The sequence below is a fragment of the Luteimonas yanweni genome (assembly GCF_039548475.1).
In the GTDB taxonomy this organism is placed as follows: Bacteria; Pseudomonadota; Gammaproteobacteria; order Xanthomonadales; family Xanthomonadaceae; genus Luteimonas.
The window spans coordinates 120415-135572 of record NZ_JBCLVC010000008.1 but is presented as its reverse complement, the minus strand read 5'-3'; the positions used below and the strand labels follow the sequence as shown (position 1 = coordinate 135572).

Annotated in this window: 16 protein-coding genes; 6 read left to right on the top strand and 10 right to left on the bottom strand. The window is 69.1% G+C overall.

Annotated elements, in window-relative coordinates; all coding sequences use genetic code 11:
- Positions 1 to 109 precede the first annotated feature (109 nt).
- Complete coding sequence (locus WCE39_RS04695; protein WP_343275548.1) at positions 110 to 1315, top strand: acetyl-CoA C-acyltransferase; 1206 nt, start codon at positions 110 to 112, stop codon at positions 1313 to 1315.
- 74 nt (positions 1316 to 1389) lie between these two features.
- On the opposite strand, the gene WCE39_RS04690 is transcribed toward WCE39_RS04695, so the two are convergent.
- From WCE39_RS04690 to cmk, 10 genes are all read right to left on the bottom strand, one after another.
- Positions 1390 to 1989: a hypothetical protein gene (locus tag WCE39_RS04690; protein ID WP_343275547.1), complete on the bottom strand. Its 600-nt coding sequence runs from the start codon at positions 1987 to 1989 to the stop codon at positions 1390 to 1392.
- Between the two features lie 121 nt (positions 1990 to 2110).
- Entirely contained in the window at positions 2111 to 2635 is a 525-nt protein-coding gene (locus WCE39_RS04685; RefSeq protein ID WP_343275546.1) for a hypothetical protein, read from the bottom strand.
- Between the two features lie 121 nt (positions 2636 to 2756).
- Positions 2757 to 3656: a UTP--glucose-1-phosphate uridylyltransferase GalU gene (gene galU / locus WCE39_RS04680; protein WP_343275545.1), complete on the bottom strand. Its 900-nt coding sequence runs from the start codon at positions 3654 to 3656 to the stop codon at positions 2757 to 2759.
- The gene (locus tag WCE39_RS04675) at positions 3653 to 5563 is read right to left on the bottom strand and encodes a polysaccharide biosynthesis protein (RefSeq protein ID WP_343275544.1); all 1911 of its coding nucleotides are present in this window, start codon (positions 5561 to 5563) and stop codon (positions 3653 to 3655) included. Before WCE39_RS04675 ends, galU begins: the two co-directional genes overlap by 4 nt.
- Positions 5564 to 6592 (bottom strand): MraY family glycosyltransferase, encoded by a 1029-nt coding sequence (locus tag WCE39_RS04670; protein WP_343275543.1) that lies wholly within the window; start codon positions 6590 to 6592, stop codon positions 5564 to 5566.
- Positions 6592 to 7770, bottom strand: a complete 1179-nt coding sequence (gene lapB / locus WCE39_RS04665) for a lipopolysaccharide assembly protein LapB (RefSeq protein WP_343275542.1) — start codon at positions 7768 to 7770, stop codon at positions 6592 to 6594. Before lapB ends, WCE39_RS04670 begins: the two co-directional genes overlap by 1 nt.
- Position 7771: 1 nt before the next feature.
- Positions 7772 to 8026: a LapA family protein gene (locus WCE39_RS04660; protein ID WP_343275541.1), complete on the bottom strand. Its 255-nt coding sequence runs from the start codon at positions 8024 to 8026 to the stop codon at positions 7772 to 7774.
- Between the two features lie 46 nt (positions 8027 to 8072).
- Positions 8073 to 8375 (bottom strand): integration host factor subunit beta, encoded by a 303-nt coding sequence (locus tag WCE39_RS04655; RefSeq protein WP_343275540.1) that lies wholly within the window; start codon positions 8373 to 8375, stop codon positions 8073 to 8075.
- Positions 8376 to 8447: 72 nt separating this feature from the next.
- Entirely contained in the window at positions 8448 to 10136 is a 1689-nt protein-coding gene (gene rpsA / locus WCE39_RS04650; RefSeq protein ID WP_343275539.1) for a 30S ribosomal protein S1, read from the bottom strand.
- 158 nt (positions 10137 to 10294) lie between these two features.
- Entirely contained in the window at positions 10295 to 10978 is a 684-nt protein-coding gene (gene cmk / locus WCE39_RS04645) for a (d)CMP kinase (protein ID WP_343275538.1), read from the bottom strand.
- Positions 10979 to 11109: 131 nt separating this feature from the next.
- On the opposite strand from cmk, the gene ykgO reads away from it, so the two are divergent.
- The 5 genes from ykgO (at position 11110) to WCE39_RS04620 (ending at position 15075) form a co-directional block, all read left to right on the top strand.
- Positions 11110 to 11235: a type B 50S ribosomal protein L36 gene (gene ykgO / locus WCE39_RS04640; protein ID WP_005409283.1), complete on the top strand. Its 126-nt coding sequence runs from the start codon at positions 11110 to 11112 to the stop codon at positions 11233 to 11235.
- A gap of 204 nt (positions 11236 to 11439) precedes the next feature.
- Complete coding sequence (locus WCE39_RS04635) at positions 11440 to 11766, top strand: hypothetical protein (RefSeq protein ID WP_343275537.1); 327 nt, start codon at positions 11440 to 11442, stop codon at positions 11764 to 11766.
- A gap of 4 nt (positions 11767 to 11770) precedes the next feature.
- Entirely contained in the window at positions 11771 to 12802 is a 1032-nt protein-coding gene (locus WCE39_RS04630; RefSeq protein ID WP_343275536.1) for an agmatine deiminase family protein, read from the top strand.
- Between the two features lie 61 nt (positions 12803 to 12863).
- The gene (locus tag WCE39_RS04625) at positions 12864 to 13769 is read left to right on the top strand and encodes a carbon-nitrogen hydrolase (protein WP_343275535.1); all 906 of its coding nucleotides are present in this window, start codon (positions 12864 to 12866) and stop codon (positions 13767 to 13769) included.
- 55 nt (positions 13770 to 13824) lie between these two features.
- Positions 13825 to 15075, top strand: coding sequence for a TraB/GumN family protein (locus WCE39_RS04620; RefSeq protein WP_343275534.1), 1251 nt, complete (start codon positions 13825 to 13827; stop codon positions 15073 to 15075).
- Positions 15076 to 15158 lie beyond the last annotated feature (83 nt).

Below are 15158 nucleotides of genomic sequence, written 5' to 3'. Positions count from 1 at the left end.
TGCGTGTGGGAGCGGCGACAGCCGCGAATTCCCCACGGCCCGTCAGCTGATCGCGGCCATGGCCGCTCCCATGAAAGCTGCAGCCTTTGAATTCCAGAGAGAACAGTCTATGACCCGTCAAATCCAGGACGCCTACATCGTCGCCGCCACCCGCACCCCGGTGGGCAAGGCGCCCAAGGGCGTGTTCCGCAACACCCGGCCCGACGACATGCTGGCGCACGTGTTGAAGAGCGTTGTCTCACAGGCGCCAGGCATCGACGTCAACCGCATCGACGATGCGATCATCGGCTGCGCCATGCCCGAGGGCGAGCAGGGCATGAACGTGGCGCGCATCGGCGTGCTGCTGGCCGGCCTGCCCGACACCGTGGCCGCGCAGACCATCAACCGCTTCTGCTCGTCGGGCCTGCAGGCCGTGGCGCTGGCGGCCGACCAGATCCGCCTGGGCCACGCCGACCTGGTGCTGGCCGGCGGCACCGAGTCGATGAGCATGGTGCCGATGATGGGCAACAAGGTCGCGCTGTCACCGGCGGTGTTCCGCGACGACCACGTGGCCATCGCCTACGGCATGGGCATCACCGCCGAGAAGGTGGCCGAGGAGTGGAAGGTCTCGCGCGAGGACCAGGACGCGTTCGCGCTGGCGTCGCACCAGAAGGCACTGGCGGCGCAGAAGGCCAGCGAGTTCCGCGACGAGATCTCGTCGCTGGAGATCATCTCGCGCCAGCCCGACCTGGGCGGCGGCAGCGTGCGGCTCAGGAAGCTGCTGGTCGAGCACGACGAGGGCCCGCGCCCCGACACCTCGCTTGAAGGACTCGCAAAGCTCCGCTCGGTGTTCCGCAACGGGCAGTTCGGCGGCACGGTGACCGCGGGCAACTCATCGCAGATGAGCGATGGTGCCGGTGCGGTGCTGGTCGCCTCGGAGCAGGCGATCAAGGATTACGGCCTGACCCCGCTTGCGCGCTTCGTGTCGTTCTCGGTCGCAGGCGTGCGTCCCGAGGTGATGGGCATCGGCCCGATCGCGGCGATCCCGAAGGCGCTGAAGCAGGCCGGCCTGACGAAGGACCAGCTGGACTGGATCGAACTCAACGAAGCGTTCGCCGCGCAGGCACTTGCGGTCATCCGCGACTCGGAGCTTGACCCCGACAAGGTCAACCCGCTGGGCGGCGCGATCGCCCTCGGGCACCCGCTGGGCGCGACCGGCGCCGTGCGAACCGCGACGATCGTCCATGGCATGCGCCGCCGCAACCAGAAGTACGGCATGGTCACGATGTGCATCGGCACCGGCATGGGCGCCGCGGGCATCTTCGAGGCGCTGTAACAACGGGACAGGGGCGCCACCGGCGCCCCTTCTTCCTGCCCGCACGCGCCCCGGGGCGGCCAGGCGCCGGCGCCTCAGCGCCCCCGGCCGTAGATCTCCACGCGCGTGCTGCCGTCGGCATTCCTGCTGCGCGAGACCACCGAGTTCGGCATGCGGCTGCCGACGCTGGACATGTACATCAGGATCCAGTCCTCGGCCTTGCTGGCGGTTTCGAACTGCCCGTCGATGCGGCACGTGCTGCTGCGGCAGTCCACGCTCAGCTGCTGCGGCTCGGCCTCGGCCACGGCGAACGACGGATCGCTCGCGACGCTGGTGAGCTCCTCGATCTTCGCCGGAGCCCAGGCGGGATCGACCTGCTCGCTCGCGAAGCGCTGCGCGGACTCCTCCCGCAGGGCCTTGATCCGCGCCTGCTGGCTTTCGCGCATCTCCTTGCGTCGCTCCACGTGCCCGAGCGCGCTTTCGTCCGGCGAGGTCGCGGCCTGAGCGGCGCGCACGGGCGCGGCACCGGCCGGCACCGCGTCGCCGGTAGCGTCCGCGATCGGCGCTCCAGCCACCGGCTGCGCCTCCGGAGGGTCCAGGACCGTGTCGCGTCCGCGCAGGACGAAGGTGCCGGCAACCACCGCAAGCACGACCACGCCCGCGACGATGAGGGGAATCCTGTTGCTTGGTTTCATGTGATCGGTACTGCCTGTTTGTGCCGGGTGCGTGCAAGTGTGGGCGATTGCCGGGCCCAAAAAAAGGGTGCCGGTAACCCGGCACCCTCCAGATGTCGCGTGGAACGGACTCTGCCGGCGATCAGACCGGAGCGCCGGACTCCCAGAACACGTAGGTGTCGTTGATGCCGACGCCGGCGGGCAGCTGGCAGCTGATGGCGACCAGACCGGTCTCCATGCCGCCACCCGCGAAGTCATCGTCGTACCAGAACAGGTTCGCGTCTTCGCCGCCGCCGCCAGCGGCGACCTCGACGTCGAACGACACGTACTCGTTCTCGGCGCCCGCGTAGCCGGTCACGGCGGTGCAGGCCACGGTCACGGCGGCGTCGGTATTGTTGGTGAAGTAGGTGTCGACCAGGAACGCCGAGTTGTTGATGGCATCGGTGGAGTCGAACTCGAAGCCGCAGGTCACGTAGCTGGCCCGGTCGCCTTCGTTCTGGATGGCCAGCGGACGCTTGCGGATCGCCGTTTCAAAGGCGGGCAGCGCGCCCTGGCAGCGCGCGACGGCCTGCGAGGAGTTGCCGTGGAGGGTCTGCGCGGTGGCCGGAATGCTGTAGGTGGCTGCGACGGCGAGCGTCAGGCCAGCAATGGTTGTTGCAAGCTTCATGAAGCGTTCTCTCCCTTGGTGGTGTGCTGTCAAGCGATCAGGTGCACATTTGTGGTGCCCTTCCTGACCGCCTGAATATAACCCCGCCCCGACGACAATGTCACCCGTCCCGGGCAGCGATTCAGGAATCGACCACTCCCAGTTCCGCCAGCGCGTCCCGCATGAAGCCCTGCGCCGATTCACTGAGCTTTTCGTGGTCGAGGGCATGCCGGATGGTGGCTTCGATCAGGCCGAGGTGGGTGCCGCAGTCGAATCGCGTGCCCTGGAAGCGATAGGCCAGCACGCGGTCTTCGGCCAGCAGCGCGGATATCGCGTCGGTCAGCTGGATTTCGCCCCCGGCGCCAGGCCGGGTCGTCTCGAGCAGCGCGAAGATGCGCGGAGACAGCACGTAGCGCCCGACCACCGCGAGGTTGCTGGGCGCATCCGCAGGCGCGGGCTTCTCGACGATCGCCGTCACCGGTCCCTTGCGGTCACTGAATTCGCCGGTGGCGACGATGCCATAGCTGGACACCTGCTCCGGCGCCACGGCCTGGGTGGCGATCACGCTGGCGCCGCTGGCCTCCGCCAGGTCGGCCATCTGCCGCAGTGCACCCGGGCCGCCCCGGTTCCAGATCAGGTCGTCGGGCAGCAACACCGCGAAGGGCTCGTCGCCCACCACCGATTTCGCGCACAGCACGGCGTGGCCCAGGCCGAGGGCCTCGCGCTGGGTCACGAAGATCGCCTGGACCCCGGACGGCAGGACGTTGCGCACGACCTCCAGCAGCTCCTGCTTGCCGGATGCCTCCAGCTTCTGCTCCAGCTCGTAGGCCTTGTCGAAGTAATCCGCCACCGCGTGCTTGTAGCGGTTGGTGACGAACACCAGCGTGTCGCAGCCGGCGTCGATCGCCTCGTCCACCGCGTACTGGATCAGCGGTCGATCGACGATCGGCAGCATCTCCTTGGGAACGGTCTTGGTGGCGGGCAGGAAGCGGGTGCCCAGGCCCGCCACGGGGAATACGGCCTTGCGGATGCGTTGCGTCATGTCCTTCTTGCGTTCCTTGCTGGGAATGCGACCACGGTGGCCGCCTGTGGTGTCGCGCCCGCTGCGAGCGGCGCGAATTCGGGCACCGCCTCGCGCAGCACCTTGCCAAGCGCGTCCACGTCATAGCTCGCCACTGCGTCGTGAAGCTTCGCGATCGCGGATTCGATGCGGTCGGCGGCCACGCCGCGCGCCTCGGCCTGCAGGATCTTGGGGTGTGCGGTGGGCCGGTAGCGCTCTTCGGAATGGAACAGGGTCTCGTGCAGCTTCTCGCCCGGGCGCAGGCCGGTGTAGACGATGGCGATGTCGCGGCCCGGCTGCTTGCCCGCCAGGGTGATCATCTGTTCGGCGAGCAGGCGGATCGAGACCGCCTCGCCCATGTCCAGGGTGTAGACGGCCTGCAGCGAACCGATCGAGACCGCCTGGAGGATCAGCTGGCAGGCCTCCGGGATGGTCATGAAATAGCGCGTGACCTCCGGGTCGGTCACCGTGACCGGCCCGCCCTGGCGGATCTGCGCGCGGAACAGCGGCACCACGCTGCCCGCGGAGTCGAGCACGTTGCCAAATCGCACCGTGACGAAGCGCGTGCCCCCGATCCCGGTCATCGCCTGGCAGACCATCTCTGCAAGGCGCTTGGTCGCGCCCAGCACGTTCACCGGGTCGACGGCCTTGTCGGTGGAGATCAGCACGAAGGTGCCCACCCCTGCCGCGTTCGCTTCGCGGGCGACGGTGGCGGTGGCCAGGACGTTGTTGCGCACGGCCTCGCGCAGCTGGCCCTCGAGCACAGGCACCTGCTTGTACGCGGCCGCGTGGAACACCGCTTCCGGCAACGACAGCGACAGCGCGTGGCGGATGACCGCAGGATCGCCGCAGTCGCCAAGCACGGGCAGGCACTCGATCTGCGGGAAGTCGCGGCGCAGCTCACCCTGGGTTGTCGCCAGGGCCAGTTCGTCGAGCTCGATCAGTGTGATCCGCCGCGCGCCGTGCCGCGCGCACTGGCGGCACAGTTCGGCACCGATCGATCCACCGGCGCCGGTCACCAGCACGCTGCGGCCACCCAGCCAGTCGCGGATCGCCTTCCAGTCGGGGGTGACCGGCTTTCGGCCCAGGAGATCCTCGATCGCCACCTCCTTGAGTTCGCCGGGCAGCGAGCGCCCCTCGAGCAGGTCGTTCAGGCGCGGCACCGTGCGAAACGGCAGGCCGGTACGCTCGCAGGCGGCCACCACGCGGCGCATGGCGGTCGCGTCCAGCGACGGCATCGCGATCACCAGCAGCTTGGCTGCGGTCTCGGGCGCGATGCGGACCACGTCGTCCACGCGGCCCAGCACCGGCAGACCCTGCAGGTAGCTTCCGCGAAGCTTGGCGGCGTCATCCAGGAAGCCGACCGGCTGGTAGGCGCCCACCCGCCGCAGGTCGCGGACCAGGGCCTCGCCGGCCTGCCCCGCACCCAGGATCAGCACCCGCAGCGCGGCCTTGTCGGTCCGCTCGTTGCCGTGGTCCTTCCAGGCGCGGTACAGCAGCCGCGGCATGCCCAGCAGCGCCGAAAGCACCACCGGATAGGCCAGCATCACCGTGCGCGAGACCTGGCCGGCGCGGTCGAAGACGAAGAACAGCAGCGGCAGGATCGCCAGCAGCCCGAACAGGCTGGCCTTGATGATGTTGACCAGGTCGGGAATGCTGGCAAAGCGCCAGACGCCCCGATACAGGCCCACCTGCCAGAAGATCAGCCCCTGCACGATCAGGATGAGCAGCATCTCCGGCGAAAGCAGCGGTGCCACCGCGGCGTGGTCCAGCGCGGAGTGGCGGAAATAGTTGAGCCCTGCCCAGGTCGCCCAGACCATGAACAGGTCGTGCACCACCACCGAGGCGCGCGGCAGGCCCGTCCTGACACGGTCGCTCAAGCTGATCATCTAACGGGCCTTCCTTTTCTTGATGTGGCCGGCATCCGTGATGGCATGCCAGGCCAGCGTGGCGGCCGCGACGCAGGCCGCCGCCAGCGCGACGGCCACGCCGGTCGCGACCCCGAGCTTCGCCGCCATGCCGGCCAGGGCGACGGTGGCGAGGCTCCACGCACCATAAAGCAAGGTCACCGGCACGTGCGACCCGCGCCGGGCCGCCAGGCGCTGGTAGGCGTGCCCGACGTGCGCGGACCACCATCGCTCGCGGCGCACGATGCGCCTTCCCAGTGTCAACGCCGCGTCAACCAGGAAGGCCGAGAGCGGGAGGAAGACCAGGGCGACCAGGGCCGCGCTCTTTCCCGCGTGGCTGCCAAGCAGCAGCAGGACCCCGAGGAACGCCAGCGCGAAGCCCAGCACGCCGCTGCCGACGTCGCCAAGGAAGATCCGCGCGCGGGGGAAGTTGAACGGCAGGAAGCCGAAGCACGCGGCGGCCAGCGCCAGCGCGGCGAGCGCCGTCGCGGGCCCGTCCGACATCAGTGCGAACCCGACCGCCGCCAGCGCGGCCTGGCTGGCGGCCAGACCGTCGATCCCGTCCATGAAGTTCCAGACGTTGACCAGGACCGGCACGGCCACGAAGGCCGCGACCACGAGCCAGGCCGGCGCCCCGGCGGCGGCCAGCCCCGCCGCCAACGCAAGGCCCGCGGCCACGTGCGCCGCGAGACGCCACCAGGGCGACACCGGTCGGTGGTCATCGACATAGCCGGCGCCGCCCACGAGCACCACCCCGGTCACGGCTGTGGCCGCCAGGGGCCAGGCCAGGCGCCCGTCCAGCGCCAGCGCCACGCAGGCCAGCGCCCAGGCCACGGCGATACCGATGCCGCCTCCGCGAGGGGTCGGCACGCCATGGCTGCGGCGCTCGCCAGGCATGTCGATCAGGCCGTGGCGCAGCGCATGGCGCCGCGCCACCCAGGCCCCGGCCGCTGCCAGCGCCGCGGCCATCGCCAGCCACGGCAGGGTGCTTGTCCAGTCGATTGACACCATCAGACCACGGCGTAGTTCAGCAACGGCTTGATGCTGCCCCATTCCTTGCAGGACGGGCATTGCCAGTGGTGGCTGCGCGCGCCGAAGCCACAGCGGTTGCAGCGGTACGCGGGGTTGCGCACGAGCAGCTGGTCGGTGATGTGGCGAAGGTCCTGCAGCGTGGTGGCCTCGTGGCCACCCTCGGCCAGGGTCAGGTCGATCAGGGCGGCCTCGCCGCGCACCGACGGACGGTCCTTGAGCTGTTCGGCCAGGAAACGGCGCGCCGCCGGCACGCCCTCCTCCGCCTCGACCAGCCGGGTCAGCGCGAGCACGGGGGCCACGCCCCGGTAGTGCTCGCTCATTTCAGTGAGGAACGCGCGCGCGCCGGGGGAATCGCCGACCCGCTCGTAGGCCGAGCGCAGTGGCGCGAGGATCTCGGGAAGGTAGTCGGGGTCGTGGCGCGCCGCGCGCTCATAGGCGCGGATGGCCGCGGCGTCGTTCCCGGCATCGATCTCGAGCCGCCCCTCCAGCATGCCGGCGCGCACCGACGTCGAGTCCGCGGCATAGGCGCGCGCGACCGCCTGGCGGGCGCCGTCACGGTCGCCACCGGCGCGCAGGCGCTCGGCCAGCTCGCATTCGAACTGTCCGATCAGCTTGCCCATCGGCTCGCCGGTCACCTGTTCGTAGCGAGTGGCGTTCTCGATCGCCTTCGGCCAGTCGCGCTCGGCCTGGTAGATGTCAATCAGGTGGCGCAGAGCCTGCGGCGCACGCTGGTCGATCGCGGCCAGCTCGGTGAACACGGTCTCGGCGCGATCGAGCAGGCCGGAGCGCATGTAGTCTTCGCCCAGCGCCAGGAGCGCTTGCACCTTCTGCTGGTCGCTGAGGTCGGGGCGCTGCACCAGGCCCTGGTGCAGGCGGATGGCACGGTCGACCTCGCCGCGGCGGCGGAACAGGTGGCCCAGCGCGACCTGGGTCTCGAAGGTTTCCTTGTCGAGCTCGGCGATGTGCAGGAACAGCTCGATCGCCTTGTCCGGCTGCTCGTTGAGCAGGTAGTTCAGGCCGCGGAAATAGGTGGTGGACAGCTTGCTGACCTGGCTGTCGCTGTGGCGCTCGCCGCCGCGACGGCCGATCACCCATCCGCTGAGCGCGGCGATCGGCAGCAGCAGGAAGAACCAGAACCACTCGGTGACGAAAGCCATGTCAGTTCGCGTCCGTTGCGTTGCGGCGGGCGGCTTCGGGGCGACGACGCTGGCGCAGCGGCAGGACCACCGAGACCAGGATCGCCAGCCCGCCGGCGATGACGCCCAGCAGCAGGGTTGCCAGGAGGGCCACGCCAAGCGTCGGGCGCAGCACAACGAGGCCGAGGTCGACCTGGACCACCTGGGGATTGAGTGCGCCGGCTGCCACGCCCGTAGCCAGGCACAGCATGGCGATGAGGATGCGGATAGGTCGCATGGGCGGCTAGCTTAGCCGAGCCCGCGCCCCGCAGTCAGCAAATGCTTCAGTCTTCGGCCGGCAGCGGCATGACGTCGCTGACGCGCTCGCGAAGCTCCTTGCCAGGCTTGAAATGGGGAACGTGCTTGCCCGGCAGCGCGACGGCCTCGCCGGTCTTGGGATTGCGGCCCGTGCGGGGCGGGCGGTAATGCAGCGAAAAGCTGCCAAAACCGCGGACTTCGATGCGTTCGCCGTTGGCCAGCGCGCCTCCCATCACCTCCAGCAGCGACTTCACCGCGAGGTCGACGTCGTCGGCCTTCAGGTGCCCCTGGCGCTGGGCGAGGATTTCGATGAGTTCGGACTTGGTCATGGTGCCCTGGCTGGCGTCGGACAGCCGAGGGCGGCCTGGCTTGCACCAGGCCGCCGCCGGATACTGCGGGTATTACTCGGACTTGCCGTCCAGCTGCTCGCGCAGCAGCGCGCCCAGCTTGGTGGTGCCGCTGGAAGCGTCGGCCGAAGCACGGTTGTACTCGGCCAGGGTCTCGGCCACCTCGGCCTCGTCCTTCGCCTTGATCGACAGCTGCAGCGTGCGGCCCTTGCGATCCATGCCGGTGAACTTGGCTTCGATCGAATCGCCGACCTTCAGGTGCTGGCTGGCGTCGTCGACGCGCTCGTCGGCGATGTCGCGGGCCATCACGTAGCCCTCGACGCCGTCGGCGAGTTCGATCGTCGCACCCTTGGCGTCCACTTCCTTCACCGTGCCGGTGACCTTGGAGCCACGCGGGTTGGCGGCCATGAACTGGCCGAATGGATCCTGCTCGAGCTGCTTGACGCCCAGGCTGATGCGCTCGCGCTCCGGGTCGACCGCAAGCACGACGGCTTCCAGCGTGTCGCCCTTCTTCAGCTCGCGCGCCACGTCTTCGCCGCTGGTGTTCCAGCTCATGTCGGAGAGGTGGATCAGGCCGTCGATGCCGCCGTCCAGGCCGATGAAGATGCCGAAGTCGGTGATCGACTTGATCTGGCCGTCGACCTTGTCGCCCTTCTTGTGGATGGCCGCGAAGGTCTCCCACGGGTTGGACGTGACCTGCTTGATGCCCAGCGAGATGCGGCGACGCTCTTCGTCGACGTCCAGCACCATGACCTCGAGCTCGTCACCGACCTGCACGACCTTCTGCGGGTTGACGTTCTTGTTGGTCCAGTCCATCTCGGACACGTGCACCAGGCCTTCGACGCCCGGCTCGATCTCGACGAACGCGCCGTAATCGGTGACGTTGGAGACCTTGCCGAACACGCGGGTGTTGGACGGGTAGCGGCGGGCGATGTTGTCCCACGGATCCTCGCCCAGCTGCTTCAGGCCCAGGCTGACGCGGTTGCGCTCGCGGTCGTACTTGAGCACGCGGACGTCGAGCTCGGCGCCCACTTCAACGACTTCGGACGGATGGCGCACGCGCTTCCAGGCCATGTCGGTGATGTGCAGCAGGCCGTCGATGCCGCCCAGGTCCACGAACGCGCCGTAGTCGGTGAGGTTCTTGACCACGCCCTTCAGCACGGCGCCCTCGACCAGCTTCTCCATCAGCTGCTCGCGCTCTTCCGAATGCTCGCTCTCGACCACCGCACGGCGGGAGACGACCACGTTGTTGCGCTTGCGGTCGAGCTTGATGAGCTTGAATTCCAGCTCCTTGCCTTCCAGGTACACCGGGTCGCGCACGGGGCGCACATCGACCAGCGAACCCGGCAGGAACGCGCGGACGTCCTTGATGTCGACGGTGAAGCCGCCCTTGACCTTGCCGCTGATGCGGCCGGTGACGGTTTCGTTCTTCTCGAGGGCTTCCTCGAGCTCGTCCCACACCATGGCGCGCTTGGCCTTCTCGCGCGACAGCACGGTCTCGCCGAAGCCGTTCTCGAGGGAGTCGAGCGCGACCTTGACGATGTCGCCCTCGGCGACGTCGATCTCGCCGGCGTCGTTACGGAACTGCTCGATCGGCACGATGCCTTCGGACTTGAGGCCGGCGTTGATGACGACAACGTCGGTGCGCACCTGGATCACGGTGCCGGTGACGATGGAGCCCGGCTTCAGCTTGGCCAGGTGGGCCTCGCTCTGTTCGAACAGTTCTGCGAATGATTCGGTCATTGGAAAAATACTCGGTTGATGAAACAGACCGGGGCCGCGTGCGCGGGCCATCGGTCCACCCGTTGTCGGCGTGCGCGGGATTGCGCCTTGCCGTGAGTGCTGTTGGAAAAGGAAAATCCGCGCGGCGGATGCTGCGCGGGGCCACCTGCTACGGAAGGTCAGGCCGCGCCACCGGGCACCAGGGCCAGGACGCGTGCGACCACGGCATCGATGCCTTGGGCGGTGGTGTCGATGCGGACGGCGCCTTCGGCCGGTCGCAGCGGTGCCACCGCGCGGCTGGCATCGCGCGCGTCGCGGGCAAGAATCTCCCGCAGCAGACCGGCCAATGTAACGGAAACCCCCTTGTCCTTCAACTGTTTATAGCGCCTTTCCGCGCGCTCCTCGGCGCTTGCGGTGAGGAACACCTTGGTCGCGGCATCGGGGAAGATCACCGTGCCCATGTCGCGGCCGTCGGCCACCAGGCCCGGCGCCCGGCGGAAGGCCCTCTGGCGCTCCGTCAGCGCCGAGCGCACCTCGGGGATGGCGGCGATCGCCGAGGCGGCGGCCCCCGCGGTCTCGGTGCGCAGTTCGTCGGTGGCATCATTGCCGTTGACCAGCACCCGCGGCTCGCCGTCGGCGCTGTCCCGGAAGCCGATCTCGGTGTCGAAGGCGCAGCGGACCAGGGCTCCGGCGTCGTCCAGGTCGAGGTCGGCCCAGCCTGCGGCCACGCCGACCGCGCGATACAGCGCGCCGGAGTCCAGGTAGTTCCAGCCCAGCCGCCTGGCCACCGCGCGGCTGATCGTGCCCTTGCCCGAGCCTGAGGGGCCATCGATGGTGAGTACGGGAATGGCGGCGTCGGTCATGGCGGGCTCCGGGAGGGGGTGGCCATTCTAGACCGGCCAGCGCCCCCGGGCCCGCAAGCACTTGATCCGCGACGTTGTTGCCCGCTAGAATTGTCGGCTTGCTCTGTCCCAACCATTTTTCGAGGTTTGTCATGAAGGTCCTGTCCTCCCTGAAGTCGGCGAAGGCCCGTCACCGCGACTGCAAGGTCGTTCGTCGTCGCGGCAAGATCTTCGTGATCTGCAAGTCGAACCCGCGCTTCAAGGCTCGCCAGCGCTGAGCTGCGCGCCAGGGCGACCGGCGTGCGCTGCATGCCACGTTCGTCCGAACGCCCTGGAAGGCCGCAGCAATGCGGCCTTTCGCGTTTCCGGTCCGCCAGCGGCGTGACCGCCCGCCCGCTTCGTCGCCCGTGCTCGCTGCAGGCACGCGTGATCTGCTAAAACCGCTGCGGCTGCAGCCTGCAGCGTCACCGGGGAGATCCGACATGCGCCTGTTCCTTGCACTGACCACCTTCGCCCTGCTCGCCGCCGCAGGCGGCGCCAGCGCCGACACCCTGCTGATCGATCGCGTCCAGCATGAAGCCGGCGTCGCACTGCCCACCCGCGGCATGGCGATGTCAGCGGTCGAAGCCCGCTTCGGCGCCCCGGCCGAACGCCTCGACCCGCGCGGCGGCCAGAAGAGCCAGTGGCCGACCATCAACCGCTGGGTCTATCCCGCGTTCACCGTCTACTTCGAGAACAGCCGGGTGATCGACGCCGTCGCCAACCAGGCCACCGCGGGCGAGACCGGGCCCAAGCCGCCGATCCGCTGAACCGATGACCCAGAAGACCCTGCGTTTCCCCGCGGAGTGGGAGCCCCAGTCCGCGATCCTGCTGGCGTGGCCGCACGCCGACACCGACTGGGCCGAGCGCCTGGGCGACGTGGAGGAAACCTACATCGCCCACGTGGCCGCGATCACCCGCTTCCAGCAGGTGATCATCTGCGTGGCCGATGACGATATCGAGGCCTACGCCCGCGCCAGGCTGGCCTCCAACCGCATCGACATGGCGCGGGTCGGCTTCATCACCCTGCCCTACAACGACACCTGGCTGCGCGACACCGGCCCGGTCACGCTACGCGCCGGTAATGCCTTCACCCTGCTCGACTTCCGGTTCACCGGCTGGGGCGGGAAGTTCGAGGCCGCCGAGGACGACCGCCTGGTGCAGCGCCTGCACGAAGCTGGAATCTTTGTTGAGAGTTCACTGCAAGTTATTGATTTTGCGCTCGAAGGCGGCGCCATCGAAACCGATGGCCAAGGCAGCCTGCTGACCACCTGGCGCTGCTTGCACGAGCGCCACCCGCAGGCCTCCCGCGACGAACTGGACGCGGGGCTGCGCGACTGGCTGCACCAGGACCGCGTGCTCTGGGTCGAGCACGGCTACCTCGAGGGCGACGATACCGACGCCCACGTCGACACCCTGGCCCGGTTTGCGCCCGGCGACGCCATCGTCTTCCAGGCCTGCGACGACCCCGCCGACCCTCACCACGCCGAACTCTCGGCGATGGGGGCCGAGCTCGCCGCGCTGCGCACCGCCGACGGTCGCCCCTACCGGCTGTTCCCGCTGCCCTGGCCGCAGCCCGTGCTGGACGGTGGCCGCCGCCTTGCCGCCAGCTATGCCAACTACCTGGTGATCAACGACGCCGTGCTGATGCCCGCCTACGAAGATCCTGCCGACGATCTCGCCGCCGCGGTGCTGGCCGAGGCCCATCCGGGTCGCGAAGTGGTGCAGGTGCCCTGCCGCGCACTGATCTGGCAGAACGGCAGCCTGCACTGCATTTCCATGCAGCTGCCGGACGGCCTCATCTAGCGGACAGCAGCGCCGGCCTACAATGGCCGGCCCACGAAACACCGCTGCAGGCCTGCACTCGATGAAGAAGACCAACACGCTCCCCGTCGCGCTCGTCCAGGAACGCAACCACGGCGGTGCCGCGGAAAACCTCGAGGTGATCGAAGCGCGCGTCGGCGAAGCCGCGCGCCAGGGCGCGAAGCTGGTCGTGCTGCAGGAGCTGCACAACGGGTCGTATTTCTGCCAGCACGAGTCGGTCGATGAGTTCGACCTCGCCGAGACGATTCCCGGGCCCAGCACCGGGCGGCTCTCCGCGCTCGCGAAGCAGCACGGCGTGGTCCTGGTCAGCTCGCTGTTCGAGAAGCGCGCCACCGGCCTGTACCACAACACCGCGGTGGTGCTCGACGCCGACGGCAGCATCGCCGGCAAGTACCGCAAGATGCACATTCCCGACGATCCCGGCTTCCACGAAAAGTTCTACTTCACGCCCGGCGACCTCGGATTCGAGCCGATCGATACCTCGGTCGGTCGCCTGGGCGTGCTGGTGTGCTGGGACCAGTGGTATCCGGAAGCCGCGCGGTTGATGGCGCTTGCGGGAGCCGAACTGCTGCTCTACCCGACCGCCATCGGCTGGGATCCCACCGACGACCAGGACGAGAAGCAGCGCCAGCGCGACGCCTGGATCCTCAGCCATCGCGGCCACGCGGTCGCCAACGGGCTGCCGGTGCTGTCCTGCAACCGTGTCGGCCACGAGCCGTCGCCGCATGCTTCCGACAATCGCACCGGCGCTTCCGGCATCGACTTCTGGGGCAACAGCCACGTGCTCGGCCCGCAGGGAGAATTCATCGCCGAGGCCGGCGGCGACGCTACCGTGCTGAGCTGCGAAGTCGACCTGGGGCGCAGCGAGGACGTGCGGCGCATCTGGCCCTTCCTCCGCGACCGCCGCATCGACGCCTATGGCGACCTGCTGCGCCGCTACCGCGACTGACTGACTGAAGCGCGAGCCGCAGCCGCGGCCGCAGCTCCGCCCCACCCGGATTCCCATGACTGAAACCACCACCCCGGCCACCAGCGGGATCGATCCCGCCGATGCGGCCGCCAGCGCCTTCGACCTCGCCAGCCAGCCGCATGCCATCGTCGAGCGCGACGGCGTGCGCTACACGCTGCTCGGCACCGCGCACGTATCGCGCGCCAGCGTCGACGCCGTGCGTGCGGCGATCGCCACCGGCGACTACGACGCGATCGCCGTCGAACTCGACGCCCAGCGCCTGACGGCGATGAGCGATCCCAAGACGCTCGGGAGCCTGGACCTGGTGAAGGTGCTGCGCGAGGGCAAGACCCCGCTGTTCGCTGCGAACCTCGCGCTGGCCGCCTACCAGCGCCGCCTGGCCGAGCAGATGGGCGTGGAGCCCGGCGCCGAACTCAAGGCCGCGGCCGCCGACGCCAATGCGCGCGGGCTGCCGCTGCAGCTCATCGATCGCGACGTTGGCCTGACCTTCAAGCGCGCGATGCAGAGTCTGGGCTGGTGGGGACGCGCCAAGGTCAGCGCCAGCCTGCTGATGGGGCTGCTGTCGAGCGATGAAGTGGGCGCGGAGGACATCGAACGGCTGAAGCAGGGCGACGTGCTTGAATCCAGCTTCACCGAGTTTGCCGGCCAGACGCCGGAGCTCTACGAGGCGATCATCGCCGAACGCGATCGCTACATGGCCGCGAACCTGCGCGACGCGCCAGCCGATGCCCGCAATGTGCTGGCGGTGGTCGGCGCGGGCCACCTCAAGGGGCTGGCCATACACCTGCGCGACGACACCGCACCACCGTCCGAGATCCGTGGAGCGCTGGAACAGGTGAAGCCGAAGTCCCGCATCCCGTGGATGGAACTGGTCATCGGCACGGTCGTGATCGGCGGCTTCGCCTGGGGCTTCTGGCGCGGCGGCTTCGACGTCGGCACCGACCTGGTGCTGCAGTGGGTGCTGGTCACAGGCGGTCTGGGCGCGCTGGGCTGCGCGATCGCGGGCGGCCACCCGCTGAGCATCCTGTCGGCGTTCATCGCATCGCCGCTGACGCCGCTGCACCCGGCGCTGGCATCTGGCACCGTCAGCGCCGTGGTCGAGGCCGCGTTGCGCAAGCCGACCTACGACGATTTCATGGCCCTGCGCGAAGACGTCAACACCGCGCGCGGCTGGTGGCGCAACCGCGTGGCACGGGTGCTGCTGAACTTCTTCCTCACCAGTCTCGGCACCGCCATCGGCGTGTGGACAGGCGGGCTGCGCATGCTCGGAAAACTGTTCGGCTGACCGCCCGTCGCTCGCGGCTATGGCCGCTCCCACAGTGGGCGCGGCTCCAGCTGCGATCGGACCAACCGGCAACCCCGATCGCG